The sequence below is a fragment of the Bacillus sp. AFS098217 genome, from assembly GCF_002551815.1.
Lineage (GTDB): Bacteria > Bacillota > Bacilli > Bacillales > Bacillaceae_G > Bacillus_A.
The window spans coordinates 1-21,109 of the sequence record NZ_NVPR01000023.1 but is presented as its reverse complement, the minus strand read 5'-3'; the positions used below and the strand labels follow the sequence as shown (position 1 = coordinate 21,109).

Sequence of the window (21,109 nt, the reverse complement as noted above, 5' to 3'; positions counted from 1 at the left end):
CCTTTTTCTGCCACATGCGAAGTAAAAACAGAAAGAGCAAACGAGTGTAGGTTACTTTTTATTCTGCATAGCAGGGATTTAGATGTCGAAAAATTAAAATGGATTTATATAATTCCATACCGGTGACACACCTTTTCAGAATAATAGTATCAGTATGCTCAAGATTTAGAGATTACTTGCGCCAGAACCGGCAAATCTGCTATCATTGTCTACAATTAAAAAGTGCAGTATAGAAATATTCGAAACTGTATAAAACGAGTGTTAACAGGATTTTATATCCGTTCAAAATTGTTACATAGAAAGGAAGCAGTATGGAGAAATTACAACAAAATAAATCTGCTTTAGAAGGAAGCGGAAAGCCGTTATTAAAGAATACCAACTTCCTTTTCCTCTGGGCAGCTACTCTATTTTCAAGCTTTGCTTTAGCCTTTTTTACTTTTTCTCAAACATGGTACATAGCGAAAACATTAAATCTTGAAGCTTCACTTGGTGTTGTCTTTGTTGCTCTTAGTGTCCCAAGACTTATCTTTATGATTGTTGGCGGAGCTGTGGCAGATAAGTTTCCGAAAAAAAGTATTATGTTTTACTCCAATATCATTCGTGCCATTCTTGTTGCAACGATTTTAACTTGGTTTATCGTTGGTGATGTAACCTTGTATACATTTGCTTTGTTTGCTTTATTCTTCGGATTAGCAGATGCTTTCTTCTGGTCAGCAGATGGATCTATTCTGCCTGAACTAGTAGAAAAACATCGCTTAACACAAGCAAATTCACTCACGCAGATGACAAACCAAGCATCAGTCATTTTAGGCCCTGTACTTGGGGGGATCCTTATCAAATTTACTAACTATGAGACAATCTTTACAATTACGATCATTTTACTCATCGTTGCTGCTATACTCGTTCAGAAAATACAATCTACAATGCAAGAGGAACCTGATAAAGACAAAGGAATGTTTACATCCATTAAAGAAGGGATTTTATATGTAAAGGAATCACCTTTTCTTTCAACATTCCTCATCTGCAGTGCCTTTTTAAACTTATTTCTAATCGGCCCCATGCAAGTTGGTTTTCCACTGTTCATCAAAAATGTCTTGCACGGTGACTCACTTCAATTTAGTTACTTAGAAGCAGCTGTCGGAGGCGGTATGGCAATTGGTGCTGTCATCGTTGGCCTTAAGAATATCAATCGTAGACGCGGCTTGTTTTGTATCGTCATGATGCTGCTGTCCGGCGTGTTCTTTTTATCAATTAATTTTAGTACAGCACTTTGGCAAGCTCTATTAGCTGGTGCCTTTTACGGTATTACCATTGCCATGGCCATCGTTCCATTAATGGCAATGATTCAGTCTACTGTAAAAGAAGAAATGATGGGACGCGTTATGAGTTTAATGATGCTTTCATCTATGGGCTTTATCCCGCTTTCCTATGCAATTACATCGCTCGCACTCGCTGCTGGCATTCCGATTGTAACCATTATGAAAAGCGGCGCCATCGCAGTTATTATCTTCGTATTATTTGTGGCAATTCGCGTTCCAGTAGTAAGAAAGTTTGATTAACCTGTAAGGGTCATGTGCTACACGCATGACTCTTTTTTGAATGGATCAAATAAAGTTAGTCCTTTACTCCTTCTTACAGCTGCTCCCCATTCCAATCCAACATCCAAAAATAGCGCTCGCATCGTACTATACAAAAGAGCTCCAATATCTTTCCGAATCTCCCCATACTTATGCGCTCTTACAACACTTTTCGTACGCCGAATGACCTGTGCATAAACATCTTCATCAGCAATCAACTTTTCCAAAAATACACCTTGTTCTAGTAATCCACTTTTTTTATATGCAAGTTCCACTTTACTCCAAAGCAAATTAATCGTTTGCGGATTTCTGGACATTGGTATAACCGCATGTATGAAATTGATTGGAATATCATGACGACAATATGTTTCATCAAGTTCATACGTTATTCTATTCTTTTGTAATTTAGAAAAGTTTTTATAATAAACCGTTTCCCTTTCTTCTTGCGCATCTTCCTTCTTACTGCCTTCTACACTTTCCCGCTTTTCACATGCGGTCATTTCCATACGGTCATTCATGCGGTCAATCGCTGCTTTACGAAATACATATAAGTTCGCACTATACCCTCCGCGCTTATGTCTTTCTTTCGTAGGGATCCGCTCAATAATTCCGAGTTCCTCCAGCTTTGCAACAGAGCGGCGCACCGTACGAATACTTTTTCCTATCTTCTCAGCAATCGTTCCCATTAATGGACAAGCAACACCAACTGTTTTTTGTTTTTCATTAACTGCATATCTTCCTAACAAACGAATCACTAAAAAATCCGTCTCGTTTATATCCGATTGATACCTCTTTACAATTTGCTGTTGATACGCATTAAATTCTTCTTTACTTTGAAATTCGCTATATGTTTTCATTAAATTATAGAAAGTTCCCATTTTTATCACCCCATATATAAATAGGAACTCAAAAGCAAAATGGGCGATGATTTTATAATTTTTGATGAACTGAGGTAGAAAAACATGATTGTAGTAAGTGCTTGTTTAGGTGGTATTGCCTGCCGCTATGATGGAAATGACAATCTCGTTTCAAAAATCGAAGAGTTATTACAAAAAGAAGAAACTGTTCTCGTTTGTCCTGAAGTATTAGGCGGATTACCTACTCCGCGTCCATCAGCAGAAATCATTGGCGGTAATGGCGATGATGTACTAGATGGCAAAGCAAAGGTAACGGATCAAGAAGGCAACGATGTAACCGAAGCTTTTGTACAAGGAGCTTATAAAGCTTTAGAAGAAATAAAAGATTTAAATCCAGAATACATCATTTTAAAAGAACGAAGTCCTTCTTGCGGAAGTTCTACCATTTATACAGGGGAATTCAATGGGAACAAACAAGATGGTTATGGTGTAACAACAGCCTTATTCCGAAGACACGGATTTACGGTAATTTCAGAAGAGGATTTTGCAAACAAATAAAGGAGTTGACCCACAGGTCAACTCCTTTATTTATTTCACACCTAATTTTTCTTTTACTTTCACAGGAAGCTCGTCTTTTTTCACTTCTTCCCAAGCTGTTACACCTTTTTTATCAGAATAGAATACACGTAGAAATGCTTCTTTACGAAGGTTCTTATTAGCTGTAAATTCCATTTCTTTTTCTTTACCTTCTTTATCGAATGCAGGTAATTTATACTCAAATGATTTGTATGTACGACCATCATCAGCTTTACCTGTCTTTTCCGTTCCATCAACTGTAATTTGTACGTAGTACTCATCTTTTCCCATACGATTCAAGTCGCAACCAACTAACATCGTAGCAAAAACAATTAAAATACTAAAAAGTGCAATATATCTTTTCACGTCATTCACCTCATATATTTTTTATGATGTTATTATCATAATCTCTTTTCATTTGAGGAGAAATTCAAAAACGTGACATGAGTATTACACTTTTGTAAGATGAAACACTGAAAAAACAAAAAAGATAACCAACTACTGCATCTAGTCGATTATCTTCTTGTTTGTATATCAACAAAGTTTTCGTATCTAAATTAGGAAGCCGATTTATTAATTGTATAACGTTGTTCAATACGTTGTTCAATTTTTTCCATCTCTTGTTTATCATTCAATATCTTTTGTTTATTTTCTTGTACCAATTCTTTAAACGATTTATGAAGTAATTTACAATGTTTGTTCGCCATAATCATTTCTCCTTATTATCTGTGCAATCACAGATATAAAATAAAATTTTCCAATCACCATAATTTTTTGTCTTTATTTGTCGAAAAATTATTCTTAATTCAAGAATACTATAACTTCCGAGTTTTTAGACCTATTTGTTTGAACATTATGTGAATTTAACAAAAACAATTATATACAAATTGAAAAACGAACATAATAATCCTTTTTTTGGATATCGTTATTCTAATAAGCATTTCTGCTATCTTAAAATTATTGGCTGGAGATACCATACAAGTTATCTCCTAAGCTACTACAGATAGTCATACTGTTCCCCCCCTTGAAAATACAGTAACACTTCATGCACTTTGAAGCAGCCAGATCCCTAATAGGTTTATTCTCCTAACGACCAATAAGATTATATGAATAAAAAAAGAGCGTCCGTCTTCGGACACTCTTTTCCTTTATAGCGAATTAAATAATCATTTGATTAAATCTGCAAAACTCAATCATATCTCGATACGAAAAGCATTACATTAGCACTCTTCTGGAGTACCAGTATTCGTCGCTGTACGGAAAGATGAACCGCATCCGCATGATGCGATTGCGTTCGGATTATCGATTGTAAATTATACGGTCAGTTTGCATTAGACTAAAACGCAGTAATATTAGCATTTAAGACGCTTTACTACGATTGTTTCTGTTCAATAAGGTTGTGTACATCACGCAGTCTTAACGATGTACTTCGTTATCTATATTCTACCCAAACTCTATCGCATTGACAAGCATAACAATATCTCATTAATATGCTCTCACTTCTTCTTATTAATTAAGCAGCTTACTCATTCGTGCAGTAATCACTATTCGCTTTTGTTCATCTTTTGTTAGAGCTACTGTGGGAGAAGTTGCGATGAGATCCATGTCCCTAAAGCCACAAGTAAATGATATTTCTTCCCCCTCTCGATAGACCGTAGCTCTTATCACACGCATGACTTTATCGCCTTTCTTATACTCTCGTATTACCCTTGGTTCTGAACTGTTTCTCATTTACATGTCCCCTTTTATAAATAATCTCCCCTCCAATTCTCATTTTACATTTATATGTAAAATTCTCCTATACACTTTTGAATAAAAAAGGTGTAGCAATTACGCTACACCCTTGGTTTCACTCTTCGCTATGTTCCCGCTGCGCCTTATACGCACGTTTTACGTTTGCATATAGAACCTTATCGTCTGTATGCTGCGAGCCTTGCGCAACCTGCATAGCTGCCGTAACATCTTCCCGTGTAATCTTCTCGTTATTCCCTAACTTCGCTTTTACATCGTTACGCATTACGTTGATATTGTACATTTTAGTTTTCCTCCTTGTACGCATCTGGTAAATCCCTTGTTCGATACACTTGCATTAGGTCGTCGTCCGATGGTTTCGGTATATCTCCTAATTGCGCAATATCCGTATAGGTATACATACGTTTCTCACCTGCACGCCATGCGCTGCGCTCGATTTCTTGCAGCTCTGACAATAAGCCGCTAAATTCATCGTTTAGCTTATAAAAATCAGCTAGTGCGCTGTAATATTCTTTCAGTCCTTTATGCGCCTTCTCTACAATCGGCACTAGGCGCTCTTTACGAATAGCTGGCTCAATATTTTCGTTCCAGTCGTTCGCTAACTCTACCCTACTAATAGTGCCTTGTAACTCCTGTTCAGCATACTCGTTCGCCTGTTTCGCCTCTTCCTCGGCTACTTGCAGCGCCGTTCTTGCTTTGTCGATGTCACTTAATGCCTTTTTCTTTTGAGTAGCAACACTTTCGCCTGCAAACTCTTTCTTTAAGACGTCCTCATATGCTACTACAGCAGCTGTTACACCCTCTTTCGCATCTTTTACCTTTTTTGCGTATCTTTCCGTTAATTCTAGTGCCTTTCTGTCTTGCTCCTTGTAGTCCTCGTACAGTTTCCAGTTAAGCATTTTTCGTTTCCCCCTCTAATTTTCCGATTAATTTACGCATCCAGCTAATAAGCGCCGTGCGCCATTTCGGTAGTTGTTTTTGCTGCTCTTTTTCATTCGGATCTTTTAGCTCGTATAAATCTACTAGAGCCTCTTTTGTCTTCGCATCTTCGAAATCTCGTAGTGTTTCCGAGGTGTCTTCCTGCACCTTAAAGTGCGCCGCCATATCGTTTTCACTTAGACATGCTATGTATATTTCTTCGGTACTCGTGTGAACTTCGAAGGCGGGTAAATCATCGCAGTTGCTCCATACTATATCCCGCATCTTTTCAGCTAGTGGCTTCTCGTTTGCAGGTGCGGTTATTTGTGCTATTACATAATTTCCATCGTATAAGTGTGCGCATAGGAATGCTTGTCCTCGCAGCTCGTGGATATTAGCGACTAGTATAGGCTTCATTCGCTCACACCTGCCTGCGCTCGCAGCTTCGCATCTAGCTTATCGTTTCGCTGCTCTAGTAAAAGGCGGTTAACCTCTTCTACGTCCTCTTGTGTGATATCTAGTTTCGTTTGAATTCGTTTCTGCGCAACCTTAGGCAGGCTAACTACTCCAGCTTCCCACTTGTATATGGTAGAAGGTGCAACGTCTAAGCGCTGCGCAAATTGGTGTATTGTTTGACCTAGCGCTTTTCTGATGTAGCGCAATATCTTTCCATTCATCTTTATCTAGCTCCTTCCCTATGGATATGAATAAATTTAGTAATATCCAATTAAAAAAAGAGGACTGGACGCTGTGCGAATAGCGCCCTCTCCAGTGTTAGCCATCGTTTCACGATAGGATGCGGTATTGCAGAGATAAGAAGTAACCGAAACTACTTCCTCATATATATATGCTTCTGAAAGTATGAAACTTGGTATCCGATGCATATTTTTATTACATTTTTACATAGTGATCCGAAAGAAGAAACCCGCCCAGCCTCTTCGTTTCTCTAGGCGCAGCACTCCATAAAAGATGGTATCCGCTCCGCCGTATTCTTTCTTCATTTCTTTCTAGCTAGCTATTGCTGCGTATATCTTTTAAAAGAACAAAGAATATTAATTCTAGTTCTTAATTCTAGTTCTTTAATTCTAGTTAACCAGTTAAATTACCCGTACTTCAGCGGGCAAACCTCCCGTACTTAACGGGCAAAATACCTGTACATGAAAATTACCCGTACCTATACGTAGCTAGAATTGGATGCTTTCTAACGCCTCCTGCTCTTCCGTATTTTCACGTAATAGATTTTCATGCTCTAGCTTGGCTAAATCTCTATCTCTTTGACGCTCCTTGTCCTCCGTGACCTTATTAAATTTCGCAGCAGCATCGGGATACTTTCGGAATAGTTCTTCCTGCGTTAGCGGTACTAAAGGTTTATAGAAGTTACCTTTTCCCTTGCCATTTCCGATAATCCTTACAAGACCGACCTTCTCTAGTACCGCTAGATGTCTGCGTACCGTTGTCTCATCTTTCCCGTAATATTTCGATAACGTGTATTGGCTTGGATATGCGCACCCTCTATTTACGTTGTAAGCATCAGAAATCAGTGCGTATAGATAGTTCATTTCAGCCTTGTAACCTTTCATAAAGATGTAGTGGCGCAGCTCCGAAGGTAATCGGAAGAACGTCCCTTCTGCTTTTGTTTTGTCGTATACTCTCGTCATAGTTCTCTCTCCTTTTGTTTTTATAATGTGGGCTAACCGCCCTTCCGTATTTATAGGCGCTTGGCATTCGAAGGCTTGGTATAATGCACAAAAAAAGAGACCGCAGCGATTAAGCTACAGTCCGAAGAAAAAGAGTGTTATATGACGTTATAGAGAGTGGACAACCCTAGCCGCCCTTCCGTTTCTCTAGGCGCAGGTAGTTCGAAATATTGGTATGCGTAACCCCTTGAGGTGAAATATGAAATACGTAATTTATAGGAGCTTGATGAACGACGTATGCGTACCCAGTTGGGGGAAATGGTGTTTTCACTTCGGATGGCTCGCTGTATCGTTGTGCTGCAATTGGATTCGCAAAGACTTTGCTGTTAGCTTCGCAGTCGTTCGATTGATGAAGAGTTTTCTTAACGATTCTTTTTAATGCGATTAAAACAAACGCAAACAATTTCAATTACAATTACTTTTGATGCGCAATGAATTAAGTGATTAACATTTTTTTCTTTATGATCTTTTTTATTTCGTTATTAATTTCTAAGCGAAGACAGAGCAAAGACAAAAGAGTTAGCAAAGTAATACGAATAAAGAAAGAACAACACTGCAAAGACTCGCTGCTTTCCTCGCATACAATTACTCTCGAATACTTACAGCTACGCTGCACCTCAACGTATAGTAATAGCTGATAGTGTATGCCGTACTAGCGCGGTGTATTACCATAACTACATAAGGAAGGCACTGCGCCCACCTCAAAAAGCATAGACGCCATACAAAGCTCACAGAGATATTCTAGGACGTTCGAATACTTTAATGCATTACCTAATCGTATATAAGCCCGTGTGTGTAAGCCTATGCAGCCACCTATCCGCCCTATGTTGTACCGTATCGCCCCGTAAGGATATGCACCGCCCTATTTTGGTCAAATAGCCTCGCCTATGTGCGATACCATGCCGCCCTATCCTTGTAGTAACTAGATATTGAGGTGTCATTAGTAATATCGGTGTCATAACTTAGAGTTACCTCATACATCTACAAAGGGAAGTTCTTTCATGTATAGTAAAAAATTATGCAATTATATCCAAGTCAATATACTTATCATGCTATTATAGAAATAGAAGAAATTAGGTTAATTTGGATATGAATTAGTTGGTATCAAGTAGAAAAGGTATGATAATTACCTTTTTATTGTCAATTGAAATCTTAGGGTAATTCATATCCTATAAATTAGGAGGTAGTTTAAGTGGCTGAACCAATAACTATAAGAACTATAATCAATAAGGTTACTAGTGGAGAAATTCGTATTCCATCATTTCAAAGAGATTTTGTGTGGACGGCGAATCAAGTAGCTTTTTTGTTGGATAGTTTATATAAAGGTATACCAATAGGAAACTTATTCTTTTGGAAAACTAATGAGAAGTTAAAAATAGAAAAAGATTTTGGTAATTTCACTCTTCCAGAACCAGAAAAAGATTATCCAGTAAAATATGTGTTAGATGGTCAACAAAGAATTACTTCATTATTTACAGTTTTTCAGGATGAAATAGAACCTACTAAAGATAATCACAGTTGGATAGATATTTACTTCGATTATAAGACAAATGAAAGCTCAACCGAAAGTCTGTTTGTAGCATTAAAAGAAGATGAAGTAGACAAAAATTGTCATTTCCCTATGAGGGTATTATTTGATTCTGTAGGATATAGAGCAGCAACAGACGGACTAAGTAAAGAAGATATAAAAAAAATAGATAAGCTACAAGAGAAATTTAAAGAGGTAATGATTCCAATTCAAGAAATAGAAACAGATGACAAAGGGAAAATTGCTATAGTATTTGATAGAATTAACCGCGCAGGAACAGATTTAGATACTTTCCAACTAATTACAGCATGGTCTTGGAGTTCACAATTTGATTTCAAAGAAGAAATTGAAAAATTAGCTGATGAGCTAGAGAAGTTTAACTTTGGGGAGTTATCTGAAGATAAAGATTTACTACTGAAATGCTGTAGTGGAGTAATTAATGGAAAAGCTTCTCCTGACTCCATTGCTTCTATAAATGGAGAACAAGTAAGAAATAATTTTAATAAAATTGCAAATGGTATTAAAGGAGCTATAGATTTCTTACAAAGGGAGCTTAATATTAGTTCATATAAGGTATTACCCTATCCTTCAATGTTAGTTTCTTTAACCACTTTTTTTGCGACAGATAAAGTTAATGGAACACTATATAATGATAAACAACGTAAGGGATTAATTAAGTGGTTTTGGAAATCTTGTTATTCCAGAAGGTATTCTAGCGGGGTAAATGATAAGCATGAAAAAGATATAGAGAATTTATTAGCCCTATTAACGGATGATACAGTAGTTGTTTCAAATTTCAAATGTGAAGTTGAAAAAGAGTTTTTCTTAAAGAATCAATTTGATTTATCAACCGTAAATACCAAGGTATTTGTTATTACGTTAGCAAATTTATTCCCTCGTTCATTTATTTCTGGTGCAAAAGTTGATTTAGAAGGAGTATTGAAGAATTGCAGTAGAAATGAGTTCCATCATATTTTTCCGAAAAACCATCTCAAAGGATTGGGATATAACAATAAAAAGATAAATATTTTAGGGAATTTATGTTTTTTAAATAATGCTGATAATCAAAAGATAAAAGATAAAGCACCATCAGATTATAAGGCAATGTTACCTCAAGGATCTATAGAAGAAGTTTTAAAATCGCATGGTTGTCCAAAAGGTGCGCTTGATTTAAGTTATGAGGATTTCTTAGACAGAAGAGCAGAAATTTTACTCCAATTTGTAAAAACATTAATATAAATTACATTGTATAAACAGGGCAACTCTTTATAGAACAGTAAGGGAGCAGGAAAGAGACTTGAATTGATTATATACAAGGGATGTGGTCGAGTACATATCAACATTTTGTGTAATCGGTATAATGAATAGTCTATAAGCATACCTGCTCCTGCAATTAGAGTTAAAAATCATTACAGTATGAAGTGTAGGAAAATGGTGTTTTCAATTGGTCAACAGACAATACTTCAATATTATCGTATGATTCTTTTAAGGATTTGATTTTTATAAAAGGCTTTACTTTACCTCTTTTACCTGTTCTGGGCATAATAAAAACACGCCTTCCTATATCGGTAATTTGGCTTACCGTATAAGGAGACATGAATGACTTCTACCCTAAAAAGAAAATAACCGCAACACTAAGATATTTTTGGATATGTAGAGGTAGATTCCTCAACACTTGTGAACCCTTGTGCAATACGGTCTTTCCAAAAATATGATCCTAACTGACCTCGAACCATCGACCTCACCTTGTCAAGGTTTCTGATAACCTTACGATAATACCATTCGATAAATCAATCGTAAATCATTTATTAAATCAACACACAAATATACCGTTCCTAATCCGTTACTAAGCATTATAGCATCAGTACTGCGCAAATTTACAATCTTATTTATGAAACCTCTTGTTTATCTTGTTCAAATGATATGCTCTTAACAACCTCAATAGCTTTAATAAGTTGAAAGAGTTTTAACGTGTCTACTTTAGTTATTTCATTATATGTAAAAGAACCATGCATAATCCAATTACGATTAATTTGCTTTGGATGATTATTCCAAGAAGGTTCAAACATTTTCTTATATACATTAAAAACTCTACGGAAAAACATTAGATAGAAGGCAAGTTCATCTTCGTTTGTTTCCACGTAATCTTTTACTTTATGATAGATTTTATCTTTATGTTTTCTTAAATACGGTTTTAATTGGATATCTATTTGATAGGCAGAAAAAGTATTGGATATTAAATTGTCAATTACAGCGAATAAAGGAAAAACAGCCAATGCATAATCGCCATTTCTATAAGCTTTATATGCTTGTTCAATTATTAATTCATAGTCAGAATAAAGATCATCTGTCATAAAGAATTTAATATATGAATCAAGAGAATCTTCAACGTATTTTTCGATAGTGCTGGAGTTAAACTCCCTTGATTCGTCCTCAAAAGTATCGAGTAACTCTGCATCTATTGTCCATAGTTCTTTATCAAACTCCTTTAGTTTAATTTCATATTCTTCGAGTTGACTACGCAAGCCATCACGAATAGAACTCCAATCAAAATCATTGAATATACTTTGAGTCATTGAATCTATACTTTGTTGGAATGCTATAATTTGTTCAGACATAGTATTTGCGAAAATCTCACTAAATTGAGCACCTATTCGAACGCTATCTGCTAATTTTTGATTTGTTTCAGTTAACTGTTTCATAGATTCTATAGCTTCGAAGATTATTGGAGTTTTAAAGGTTTCTACAGTTTCTGAGAGCATAGGGACTTTAAAGGGTTGTAAAAGCTCATGATGTTCGAAAGGTTGTGTAACTATGCTAGCAATTTTTGATGCATCGCCCAAGGTTTGTGCTAATTTATTTGCATTCTGTGATAATTCAGCTGCTGTTTGTGCTAATTGACTGGTATTTTGTACAAGTTCTATGTGTTTTCGCAATTTTTCATTCATATAGAAAAGCTCCTTTCTAATTTATATCTATATTTTACCATAATTAAGAAAGATACTGATTTTACCAAATGAAATCAGTGTAGACTGAGTAATAACCATGTATGAAATATTGGGATTCATTATAGCTGTAGGTAGAGTTTTATTTTTACAAAGGTTCAATAGTTGACGAAAGTTTATATATATTAGAAACCTTGGCATTTGTATAACTGCTGTGTGGTGGGGAGATATTGGTGTCATAACTTAAAGGTATTGACACTGCGTTGCCAACATGATAACATCAATACATCGAACGGTGTCATAAATTAGTGTCATTAAATACTGGAGGAAAATCACATGATTTACGGGTATGCGAGGGTTTCAACGATTAAACAAGCCATGGAAGGAAACAGCTTAGAAGAACAGATAGAAAAACTGAAAAGCTACAACTGCGATGAGGTAGTACAGGAAGCATATACAGGGAAAACTACAGATAGACCAGCATTTCAAGAATTAATACATAAACTTCAAGAAGGGGATACATTAATTGTAACTAAACTAGACCGCTTTGCACGGACACTTATAGAAGGGGAACAAATCGTGTCAGACTTGATTAATAAAGGCGTTAAAGTCATTATTGATAGCATGAGCATGATATTAGATAACACCCCTAACAGTAAATTAATGCGGCAGATATTTTTCGCTTATGCAGAATACGAAAGAAACATGATTATAGAACGGACGCAAGCAGGAAAAGAAATAGCTAGACAGCGTGAAGGCTTTAAGGAAGGTAGACCGAATAAGTACACACCGAAGCAAATAGAGCATGCGTTAGGATTGCTAGAAACACACTCATATACGCAGGTAGAGCAATTGACAGGCATTAGTAAGAGTACGTTAATACGAGCGAAGAAAAAGCAACAGGGCGCTAATTAAGGCGTTCTTTTTTGTTGTATCTGCGTAAAGGGGTCGAGTTTCAGAAGGCATCCCCGCCCGACCTCGCAGCAGGTGTACAGCCCCCTATTAAAATTCAACCGTATATATGTAAATGAACGTAACTTACCAAAAGTGAGTAGACACTTAGAGCGCCAAGGCTTCCGACGTTTTATTCCCTTGTTTACATCAATATTTGCACATACAAAAAGGGCTGCTACTGCCCGCCCTGCTTGCACTTCTTCCAATTCAAAAATACCTCGGTAATCTCAGCAAATAAGGCAGCCATTGCAAAGAGAACAGCTGCGGCGCTTAAGAAAAGGTTGTCTACGATATCAGATACGATTAACCCTATTAAAGCCGCTACAAAAAGTATAAGCGAATGTTTCTTGCCCTCTTTTAATTTTATCTTAATCATATGCGCATTCCTCTCCTTTACTTCTTCGCCACTCTGCCCTAAACTACGACGTTAACTCTAGTTAAATCATACTTATACATAGTTTCAAAACAAAACACGCTATATATGTATACAAAACTCACCTTATATAAAAAGGTGGGTTTTATGTATAGAAAATAACTTTTGGAATCTATAAACAGAATGGGTTATAATACAAGTATATGAAAAAAAGCCCATCGTATTGGCGTACGAAAGGCTTTGCGCAAGGTGGTGATTACATAATGGATGCAAACACCGTTATTGCGGTCTGCGCGTTACTCACAGTCGTTATGGGTATGATTAACATGAGTAACAAGAAAAAGAAAAAGTAATGCCTTTATGAAAAGTCTTTCAGTGTTGGCGCACTGAGAGGCTTTTTTCTTTATATAGTATTCCACACAAAGCCGAAAGTATTACACAATTACACAATTACATTAAACCTATCCGATGAACCTTACCATGTTACAGTATAGAACAAGGCTTGTCCATATAAAAATGATGCAATTGTATCAACTTCTAATACCATTATAACGTTGCTCTAAGCAACATTTCAACAAAAACTGTTGACGTTAGTCAACAGCACAAACGTTCTAGAACAACCATTTTCTTTATAAACGCACGAACCATCCCCCTTGCGCTGTCAAAAGTATGCCCTATTTTCTCCGCTAATCTTCTAATAATATCACTTTTATTTTCTATGTGATCCGTATCGAAAACAATATCCACTATTAGCTTATCGATTTCCCTATCGCAGTGCTTCTTGTAAATTTCTTCTTTTATTACTGATTCTAGCGCTTTCCCTTCTACATCTATAGCCATATCTATTCTATCTATTGCGTTCAGTTCTTCGCCTACTAGCTGCAATACTCTTCGTTTTCTTCCCCTATTTCCGCAATACTGTCGCACACTCTGATATATAAGCGCCTTTACCTATTATCAAAGTTCCCTTTTTCTATATCAAACGACCTCACTGCGTATTCAATCTTACGATAACAGTCGTCTATAAAGTGCGCTTCGCTATTCATCTTATACCAATGATCCTGCGCTAGCTTCTCTATGAGCGGCATGTAGTACACTTTAACTTCCCACATTCTCGCTGTATCCGTCTTAGCTTCGATTGCTACGTTATCTAGTTCTCTACTGTTCATCTGTCGTCCCCTTGTTGTGTACTCGTGTGTACGCTACGACGTTCCACAACTCTTCGCCAATAGCTAATATATTCGAATTTATACTTGACTTCGGTTGACACATTTACTAGCAGATGGAGGAAGGTCTAGGAAACGTGGTGCAGACTTCACCCCTACTCGCAAAGATAAAAGCTATCAATGCGAATAAGAGGTAAAGTGCAAATACTAGCGTCAGTCGTTGGCTGAGGTTGCCGAGTATGCCCCTTCCGACTTTAGACTTTCGCCTATATCGTCTTTCTACATTGCAGCATGTCCCACAATGCGATATCTAACGATACACCCTGTTCCCTTAAGAACAACATGCGTCCACTCCTTACCGTTTATACCCGTAACCAGCTAGTCCTACACACGCACGGAAGGGGTATGCGTTAAATGTGTAGCGCTAGTGTTTGCAGCGGTCTAGCTCCCCTTTTACGTTTTTATAGCGGTACGGCTTCCGCTTTTTGACTTACCGCAGCTACCTAAAAAAGGCATCACTAAAGACAACTTGCACCCTCCGAATTTTTTCGATAGAATGAAGCTAGCGGCTGTCTAGTATTTAATTATTAGATAGCAAACCGTTTGTTTTGAGTCTCCAGTTGGCGCTGGGGACTTTTTCTTTTATCTTGTTCTTCTTAATCTTGTTAGCGGTGAAAACTCATCGTGACTCTTTCGCATTTCCTCAACGTCCATTTGTATATAACGTCGCATTGTACGAATATCCGACCAGCCACCAATCTTTTGTAATGTGAACGCATCACAACCGTTTAAGATCATATTCTTAGCCCACGTATGGCGATAGACATGCGCAGTTACTTTCTTATCTTTAATACCCGCCTTCTCTGCGTAATACTTTAGACGCTTATTAAAGTGATTTGCACCTAATGGCTCGCCATAGCTAGATAAAAATATCCTATCTGTTTTAAAATGCGCTTGGTTCTCGTTTATAAGCTGTAGTAACAACTTCGTCACATGAGTAGAGACAGGTACTAAACGAGGCTTCCTATTTTTACTTTTATCTGATGGAATCGTAATAAAGCGTGTTTGAAAATCAATATCCGCTGCACGTAACCCCATTAACTCCTGTATACGTAGTCCCGAATCTAGTAAAACATTCATTCCTACAAAGTCTCGAAACCCTACGAAATCTCGCAAGTTAGGCTGCCGTAATATATCTTTTACTTCTGCATCGGTAAATGAATTTGTTAAATCGATATCCTGCCGCAGTAACTTAATCTTTTCCATCGGGTTAACTTCGATTAATTCCTCTCTGTATAAATGATTAAGTAGCGCTCGTAATGTACGAATATTAATGTTTATTGTCGTATCGCATAAACCAATCCCTTGTTTGTCAGCGTCAATAAATTTATGCCCTTCATAACGCTTCTTATCATATTTCATGTAGTTGATATAGTTGCGAAACGTTTCTGTCGTTAGTTCGTCGATATATTTAACCTCGTAATTATCGAGCAACCAATCGGTAAAATATCCCCACATCTTCGTATAGTCTCTTAACGTTCTATCTCGACAACCTTCCGCTCGTTTTCCCGAAATAACAATATCCAACGCTTGCTCCAAAGTTAGTTGCGGATATTTTTTACCCGCATTCGCCATCTTTGTAATGCGCTTTTTCCTTTTTAACGGCAAAATAAAAGACCTCCTTAACGATTTAATTTCATCGCTAAGAAGGTCGTCTTCCACAACCGTATATTGAACGTTCTCGGGTCGTTTATCTCCCCAAAGATACTTGTTTTCCTGCGGTCTAAACCGTATAATCCGTAACCCTTCGATTCAGTTTCCGCTTAGACTAACAAAGCTAAAAACTTAGCACTCTTCCGGAGTACCAGTATTCGTCGCTGTGCGGAAAGATGAACCGCATCCGCATGATGCGATTGCGTTCGGATTATCGATTGTAAACCCGCCGCCAAGCATTGATTGCTTGTAATCAATTTTTACTCCTTTGACAATCGGAGCACTTTCTTTATCAATAACAAATTCAACACCGTAAAACTCAAGAACTGTGTCGTCTTCATTTGGTTCTCTTTCAAATCCTAAGCCGTAAGAAAGACCGCTACATCCACCGCCATGTACAGCAAGACGAACGTATTTCTCTCCTTCTTCAGCATCTTTTAACATATCTTTAATTTGAAATGCTGCTTGTTCTGTTACAGTAATCATGAAATCCACCTTCCTTTCTGTTCTCGTTCTATTATACATCTTTACGCTTCTATCTTGTACTCATACACTCCGCGGCAAATGACTTCTGCTGGACCTTTCATCATAACTGTTCCTTCTTCTGTCCATGCAATCATTAAATCGCCACCAGCTAAATGAACTGTAATTTCTTTACCGCGTTCCATTTTTTTATTTAAAATCGCCGCCACAACAGATGCACATGCTCCTGTTCCGCATGCTTGTGTTACACCTGATCCACGCTCCCACACACGGAAGTTCATTTCTGTGTCATTCACAATTTCAATAAACTCAACATTCACTCGTTCTGGGAACATTTCATGTGTCTCAAGTACTGGACCTAGCGTTGTAAGAGGAGCTTCTTCCACATCATCAACGAAAATAACAGCATGCGGATTCCCCATAGAAACAGCGGTAAATGCATAACGATGATTATTATATAAGAAGTCTTCTCGAATAAATGGTGTGTCCCCCTCACCAAGCATCGGTAGCTCTGCACGCGTTAAACGTGGTGCTCCCATATCAATTTTCACCAACGTGACAACATTATCTTCTACCGTTACTTCAGCCGTTACAATTCCAGCTAATGTTTCAATGGTAAACACCGTTTCTTCTACTAGTTTATGCTCATACGCATATTTCGCTACGCAGCGCAATCCGTTCCCGCAGCTCTTTCCTTCTGAAGCATCATTATTAAACATACGCATTTTTACTGGTGCGACGTCAGAAGGACAAATTAAAATCATTCCATCCGCCCCAATTCCAGTATTGATATTCGAAACTTTCTCCGCTACAAGAGCTAGCTCTTCCTCTGGAATTTGTTCTTCAAACATATTTACATATATATAACTATTTCCAAGGCCATGCATTTTTGTAAAAGAAAATTGGTTCATCCTCATTCACTCCAAAAATAATTTGTTGTTTTAAGTATAAAATGCATGCTTTTGGAACACAATATGAATGTCCCCCGTTTCTTATATTTGACAACGTTTTGACGGCTTCACTATAGGAGCCGTTCTTACACAAATTGTGTAAGAAAAAAGCCCTTCTCGAAAAGGGCCTTTTTTTATTTTATACAAACATCCCGGCAATTGCAGCGCTTAGCAAGTGCTTTGGTGATAATTGACTTTAAACCAAATTTAGCAATATCACTAAGGCGAGTTGGCGCCATTCCTCTAAGTCCACCAAATACAATACGCAGTGCGGTCACTCTTTTCTTATTTGAAAGTAAATATCCAATAAGAAGAATACCGATAATTCCAACGAGTCTCCAAATCATGTTCATTCTGTCACCTCACAGGTTCAAATTCTTTGTTAGCATTTCCTCTAAAGAAATTTTTACTCTAATGGAACAAATGACAATTAAAAAAGGTGCTGCTTATTTGCAGCACCTTAAAACATTGGATTTTCATCTAAATAATCATATACGTTTTTCACAAGCTCTTCTACCGTTGCCCCCTGTACCACTTCACCATTTACAAGTGCAAATGGTCCTTCAAAACAAATACCACAATACCCTAGACAACCATATTCCATAACATCTAAATTTGGATCTTTTTCTAATTTTTCTAGCGCTGCTTGTGAGCCGCTCGCAAGGTTACCTACACAAAATTCGATTAATGGCTTAATCAAAACAATCCCCCCCTGTCTCTCCAAAAAATGAATCTATAAATAAGAAACCAAGCTGTTTCTTGTTATTTTCATTACACTTACTAACATATTTAGTTGCTGCACAATCAAATGATCTTCTCTATATCAATCCACTTGGATTTCCCAACATATACATCACAGCTATGAAAACAGAAAAAGATCTCCACTCATTTCCTCCTTCTGGTTTCACACGGCATGGAGCCAAAAAAAGCACTGACCGCTTCTATGCATCAGCGGACGCTCTCTCCAACCTAAAAGAAAAGGTTTCTATCGTTTTTTCTAATCTACCTGTTATTTTTCCAACATACAAATTAGAACAGTTTGTTCCACTTTTCTTCTTATTGTACAACAGAGTACTCATTCATGCATTGTTATTTGTTCACAAATTCGATATAATTTGAATGAGTAAAGTCAAAATATTTTTTCAATATATAATTATATGATTAGGGGATATTTCAACAGAAAAGGGGTAATCCATCATGAAACACCTCGTACTACTAGGTGGCGGCTACGGTGGAATGAGAATTCTGCAACGGCTTCTTCCAAACAATCAACTTCCAGATGATGTCCAAGTGACATTAATCGACAAAGTACCATACCACTGTTTTAAAACAGAATATTATGCATTAGTAGCGGGTACAATTTCAGAAACGCATATTCGCATTCCGTTTCCAGAGCATCCGCGTCTCAATATTCAATATGGCACTGTATCGAATATTGATCTCGAAAATAAAGCCGTGCATCTCGATAGCGGTGAAGAAATCCAATATGATGATTTAATTATCGGACTTGGCTGTGAAGACAAATATCATAACGTTCCAGGTGCCAAGGAATATACGCATAGTCTGCAGTCCATTGAACAAACGCGTAAAACATACGAACAATTAAACAGTTTAGAGCCAAACGCAACGGTTGCTGTCGTTGGTGCTGGCTTAAGCGGTGTTGAAGTAGCAAGTGAACTTCGTGAAAGCCGTTCTGATTTAAAAATTTACTTATTTGATCGAAAGGATCGCATTCTATTCCCGTTCCCAGAGAAATTAAGTAGATACGTAGAAGAGTGGTTCACAAAGCATAAAGTTACAATTATACGAAACTCTAACATTACGAAAGTAGAACCAAACATTGTGTACAACCATGATGAACCACTTGAATGCGATGCAATCGTATGGACAGCTGGCATTCAAGCAAACGAAGTTGTTCGAAACCTTCCAGTCGAACACGATAGTAGTGGACGGGTTGTATTAACGAAATATCACAATATTCCAAACAATGAACACGTTTATGTTGTAGGCGATTGTGCTTCTCTTCCACATGCACCATCTGCACAGCTTGCTGAAGGCCAAGGTGAACAAATTGTCCAAATATTATTGAAACGTTGGAACAATGAAACACTTCCTGATGAACTGCCTGTTATTAAATTAAAAGGTGTTCTCGGTTCTCTCGGTAAAAAACATGGCTTCGGATTATTAGCAAATCAGCCTTTAATGGGCCGTGTTCCTAGGCTATTAAAGTCCGGTATTCTTTGGATGTATAAACATCATAACGGTTAACAACAAAAAAGGTTGCTGACAACATCAGCAACCTTTTTTATTACGCTATAAATAGAATCAGGAAGGAGAAAAATTCCCCTTCCTGAACGTTTTTGTTGTTACTACCTAATTGTATGAAAATCTAAATTTATGCTTTCTTAACAAATTCAGATTTTAATTTCATAGCTCCAAAACCATCAATTTTACAATCGATATCGTGGTCTCCTTCAACTAAACGGATACTTTTTACTTTTGTACCGATTTTTATAACTGATGAAGTTCCTTTTACTTTCAAGTCTTTGATTACTGTTACAGAATCACCATCGTTTAAAATATTCCCATTTGCATCTTTAACAACTTTTGTATCTTCAGTTTCTGCTTCTAACGCCCACTCATGCGCACATTCTGGACAAACGAAAAGAGCTCCATCTTCGTAAGTGTACTCAGAATTACATTTTGGGCAATTTGGTAAATTAGACATAATTTGATTTCCTCCATTTATTATCATGAATTCTAATATATAAAAATTATTTTCAATTCCTTTTTTACAACTTCGTGAGAATAGCTATTAAGAACTTGAAATTCAAAAAAATATAGGGAATTCCTATATTTTTATATACTGCCATAGTCTCCATCTAATGACAAGCCTTCCTCAGATTCTCATTTTTTTATTGCATTTTAAAATATCCGAAAGATTTTTGATTTACCAACAACAAGTTCAAAATCAACATACTCTTCCCCTCTCTATCTCAAATATAACTTACAAAAAACTCATGTATTTTCATCCAAATAATGGATAACATAATGATGAATATTTGAATCGTATACAGTGGAGGTCTATGTTATGTATTACGTGAAATTAATTAAGGGACAATCCTTCTACGCTTTTGATCATCGTTTCTTATTAGATCAAGAAGAAAAAGTTACACAAAGAATTTTTAAATACCTGTGTAAAAATGAGTTTTTCGAAGTACGTAAAGATGAGAAAAGTTCCACATCATCCTAACAAGTATTTAAGTAATAGCCCCTCATTTCTACATGGAAATTAGATTTTTTTCGTTTCTCTCGCTTTATAGTCAATACAATATTCACTATAAAGTGAAACTTTAATCCGTGGGAGTTTTCTTCATCCCCCACGGATTATTAGCCCTCACCAATCGGGCTTTTACGGGCAGTTTATCCCCCACCTAACTTCTTTAGAAAAGCGGAAGCGGCTTGCTCAGAATCGCAGGACGTCCGAGGGGGCGAAACGACCGGAGATTCTAGCCGCTAGAGCTGGACAATGCTTTCGCTGAATTTTGAGGTGGGAGTATTACTGCCCGCAAATAGCGGGATAAAAAAGGAGCCACACTATTTAAAATGTACCCTATAGA

The 21,109-nt window shown here is 37.1% G+C and carries 25 protein-coding genes and 1 pseudogene; 6 read left to right on the top strand and 20 right to left on the bottom strand.

Annotated elements, in window-relative coordinates; all coding sequences use genetic code 11:
• Positions 1 to 311 precede the first annotated feature (311 nt).
• Positions 312 to 1,559 (top strand): MFS transporter, encoded by a 1,248-nt coding sequence (locus COO03_RS06125; RefSeq protein WP_097895976.1) that lies wholly within the window; start codon positions 312 to 314, stop codon positions 1,557 to 1,559.
• Between the two features lie 17 nt (positions 1,560 to 1,576).
• On the opposite strand, the gene COO03_RS06120 is transcribed toward COO03_RS06125, so the two are convergent.
• Positions 1,577 to 2,455 (bottom strand): helix-turn-helix domain-containing protein, encoded by an 879-nt coding sequence (locus tag COO03_RS06120; protein WP_097895974.1) that lies wholly within the window; start codon positions 2,453 to 2,455, stop codon positions 1,577 to 1,579.
• 84 nt (positions 2,456 to 2,539) lie between these two features.
• Here COO03_RS06120 and COO03_RS06115 point away from each other — a divergent pair, with 84 nt between their 5' ends.
• Positions 2,540 to 2,992, top strand: coding sequence for a DUF523 domain-containing protein (locus tag COO03_RS06115; RefSeq protein WP_097895972.1), 453 nt, complete (start codon positions 2,540 to 2,542; stop codon positions 2,990 to 2,992).
• Positions 2,993 to 3,022: 30 nt separating this feature from the next.
• On the opposite strand, the gene COO03_RS06110 is transcribed toward COO03_RS06115, so the two are convergent.
• The 9 genes and pseudogenes from COO03_RS06110 to COO03_RS26330 all read right to left on the bottom strand — a co-directional run bounded on the left by COO03_RS06110 (position 3,023) and on the right by COO03_RS26330 (position 7,786).
• Positions 3,023 to 3,376 (bottom strand): YxeA family protein, encoded by a 354-nt coding sequence (locus COO03_RS06110; protein ID WP_097895969.1) that lies wholly within the window; start codon positions 3,374 to 3,376, stop codon positions 3,023 to 3,025.
• Between the two features lie 191 nt (positions 3,377 to 3,567).
• Positions 3,568 to 3,723 (bottom strand): FbpB family small basic protein, encoded by a 156-nt coding sequence (locus COO03_RS06105; RefSeq protein WP_077295370.1) that lies wholly within the window; start codon positions 3,721 to 3,723, stop codon positions 3,568 to 3,570.
• A gap of 507 nt (positions 3,724 to 4,230) precedes the next feature.
• Positions 4,231 to 4,323 (bottom strand): annotated as a pseudogene (locus COO03_RS06100) (iron-sulfur cluster assembly accessory protein); the annotation flags it as partial.
• Positions 4,324 to 4,859: 536 nt separating this feature from the next.
• Positions 4,860 to 5,045: a hypothetical protein gene (locus COO03_RS06090; protein WP_097895966.1), complete on the bottom strand. Its 186-nt coding sequence runs from the start codon at positions 5,043 to 5,045 to the stop codon at positions 4,860 to 4,862.
• 1 nt (position 5,046) lies between these two features.
• Positions 5,047 to 5,661 (bottom strand): hypothetical protein, encoded by a 615-nt coding sequence (locus COO03_RS06085; RefSeq protein WP_097895964.1) that lies wholly within the window; start codon positions 5,659 to 5,661, stop codon positions 5,047 to 5,049.
• Positions 5,654 to 6,097, bottom strand: a complete 444-nt coding sequence (locus tag COO03_RS06080; protein ID WP_170958118.1) for a hypothetical protein — start codon at positions 6,095 to 6,097, stop codon at positions 5,654 to 5,656. Before COO03_RS06080 ends, COO03_RS06085 begins: the two co-directional genes overlap by 8 nt.
• The gene (locus COO03_RS06075) at positions 6,094 to 6,357 is read right to left on the bottom strand and encodes a helix-turn-helix domain-containing protein (protein WP_097895962.1); all 264 of its coding nucleotides are present in this window, start codon (positions 6,355 to 6,357) and stop codon (positions 6,094 to 6,096) included. Before COO03_RS06075 ends, COO03_RS06080 begins: the two co-directional genes overlap by 4 nt.
• A 507-nt stretch (positions 6,358 to 6,864) precedes the next feature.
• The gene (locus COO03_RS06070; protein ID WP_097895960.1) at positions 6,865 to 7,338 is read right to left on the bottom strand and encodes a helix-turn-helix domain-containing protein; all 474 of its coding nucleotides are present in this window, start codon (positions 7,336 to 7,338) and stop codon (positions 6,865 to 6,867) included.
• Positions 7,339 to 7,504: 166 nt separating this feature from the next.
• The gene (locus tag COO03_RS26330; RefSeq protein WP_141523121.1) at positions 7,505 to 7,786 is read right to left on the bottom strand and encodes a hypothetical protein; all 282 of its coding nucleotides are present in this window, start codon (positions 7,784 to 7,786) and stop codon (positions 7,505 to 7,507) included.
• A 783-nt stretch (positions 7,787 to 8,569) separates the two neighbouring features.
• Between COO03_RS26330 and COO03_RS06065 the strand changes: the two genes are divergently transcribed.
• A complete protein-coding gene (locus COO03_RS06065; protein WP_097895959.1) occupies positions 8,570 to 10,144 on the top strand; it encodes a DUF262 domain-containing protein in 1,575 nt (524 codons plus the stop codon).
• A 650-nt stretch (positions 10,145 to 10,794) separates the two neighbouring features.
• Here COO03_RS06065 and COO03_RS06055 read toward each other — a convergent pair.
• Positions 10,795 to 11,853 carry a hypothetical protein gene (locus tag COO03_RS06055; RefSeq protein WP_097895957.1) on the bottom strand — a complete coding sequence of 353 codons (1,059 nt, stop codon included), beginning with the start codon at positions 11,851 to 11,853 and terminating at the stop codon, positions 10,795 to 10,797.
• A gap of 333 nt (positions 11,854 to 12,186) precedes the next feature.
• On the opposite strand from COO03_RS06055, the gene COO03_RS06050 reads away from it, so the two are divergent.
• Complete coding sequence (locus COO03_RS06050; RefSeq protein WP_097895955.1) at positions 12,187 to 12,765, top strand: recombinase family protein; 579 nt, start codon at positions 12,187 to 12,189, stop codon at positions 12,763 to 12,765.
• Between the two features lie 214 nt (positions 12,766 to 12,979).
• On the opposite strand, the gene COO03_RS06045 is transcribed toward COO03_RS06050, so the two are convergent.
• The 8 genes from COO03_RS06045 to COO03_RS06015 all read right to left on the bottom strand — a co-directional run bounded on the left by COO03_RS06045 (position 12,980) and on the right by COO03_RS06015 (position 18,189).
• Positions 12,980 to 13,180, bottom strand: a complete 201-nt coding sequence (locus COO03_RS06045; protein WP_097895954.1) for a hypothetical protein — start codon at positions 13,178 to 13,180, stop codon at positions 12,980 to 12,982.
• 591 nt (positions 13,181 to 13,771) lie between these two features.
• Positions 13,772 to 14,017: a hypothetical protein gene (locus COO03_RS27480; protein WP_230322504.1), complete on the bottom strand. Its 246-nt coding sequence runs from the start codon at positions 14,015 to 14,017 to the stop codon at positions 13,772 to 13,774.
• Between the two features lie 107 nt (positions 14,018 to 14,124).
• Positions 14,125 to 14,346 carry a hypothetical protein gene (locus tag COO03_RS27475; protein WP_230322505.1) on the bottom strand — a complete coding sequence of 74 codons (222 nt, stop codon included), beginning with the start codon at positions 14,344 to 14,346 and terminating at the stop codon, positions 14,125 to 14,127.
• Positions 14,347 to 14,985: 639 nt separating this feature from the next.
• Positions 14,986 to 16,011, bottom strand: coding sequence for a tyrosine-type recombinase/integrase (locus COO03_RS06035; protein WP_230322506.1), 1,026 nt, complete (start codon positions 16,009 to 16,011; stop codon positions 14,986 to 14,988).
• Between the two features lie 177 nt (positions 16,012 to 16,188).
• A complete protein-coding gene (locus COO03_RS06030; RefSeq protein WP_097895950.1) occupies positions 16,189 to 16,542 on the bottom strand; it encodes a HesB/IscA family protein in 354 nt (117 codons plus the stop codon).
• Between the two features lie 41 nt (positions 16,543 to 16,583).
• Positions 16,584 to 17,450, bottom strand: coding sequence for a diaminopimelate epimerase (gene dapF / locus COO03_RS06025; protein WP_097895948.1), 867 nt, complete (start codon positions 17,448 to 17,450; stop codon positions 16,584 to 16,586).
• 173 nt (positions 17,451 to 17,623) lie between these two features.
• Positions 17,624 to 17,842 (bottom strand): hypothetical protein, encoded by a 219-nt coding sequence (locus COO03_RS27470; RefSeq protein WP_230322507.1) that lies wholly within the window; start codon positions 17,840 to 17,842, stop codon positions 17,624 to 17,626.
• A gap of 107 nt (positions 17,843 to 17,949) precedes the next feature.
• Positions 17,950 to 18,189: a YuzB family protein gene (locus COO03_RS06015; RefSeq protein ID WP_017150175.1), complete on the bottom strand. Its 240-nt coding sequence runs from the start codon at positions 18,187 to 18,189 to the stop codon at positions 17,950 to 17,952.
• Between the two features lie 497 nt (positions 18,190 to 18,686).
• Here COO03_RS06015 and COO03_RS06010 point away from each other — a divergent pair, with 497 nt between their 5' ends.
• Complete coding sequence (locus tag COO03_RS06010; RefSeq protein ID WP_097895946.1) at positions 18,687 to 19,757, top strand: NAD(P)/FAD-dependent oxidoreductase; 1,071 nt, start codon at positions 18,687 to 18,689, stop codon at positions 19,755 to 19,757.
• Positions 19,758 to 19,884: 127 nt separating this feature from the next.
• Here COO03_RS06010 and COO03_RS06005 read toward each other — a convergent pair whose 3' ends face one another.
• Positions 19,885 to 20,217, bottom strand: coding sequence for a zinc ribbon domain-containing protein YjdM (locus tag COO03_RS06005; protein ID WP_141523119.1), 333 nt, complete (start codon positions 20,215 to 20,217; stop codon positions 19,885 to 19,887).
• Between the two features lie 363 nt (positions 20,218 to 20,580).
• On the opposite strand from COO03_RS06005, the gene COO03_RS06000 reads away from it, so the two are divergent.
• Positions 20,581 to 20,742: a YqbF domain-containing protein gene (locus COO03_RS06000; RefSeq protein WP_097895943.1), complete on the top strand. Its 162-nt coding sequence runs from the start codon at positions 20,581 to 20,583 to the stop codon at positions 20,740 to 20,742.
• Positions 20,743 to 21,109 lie beyond the last annotated feature (367 nt).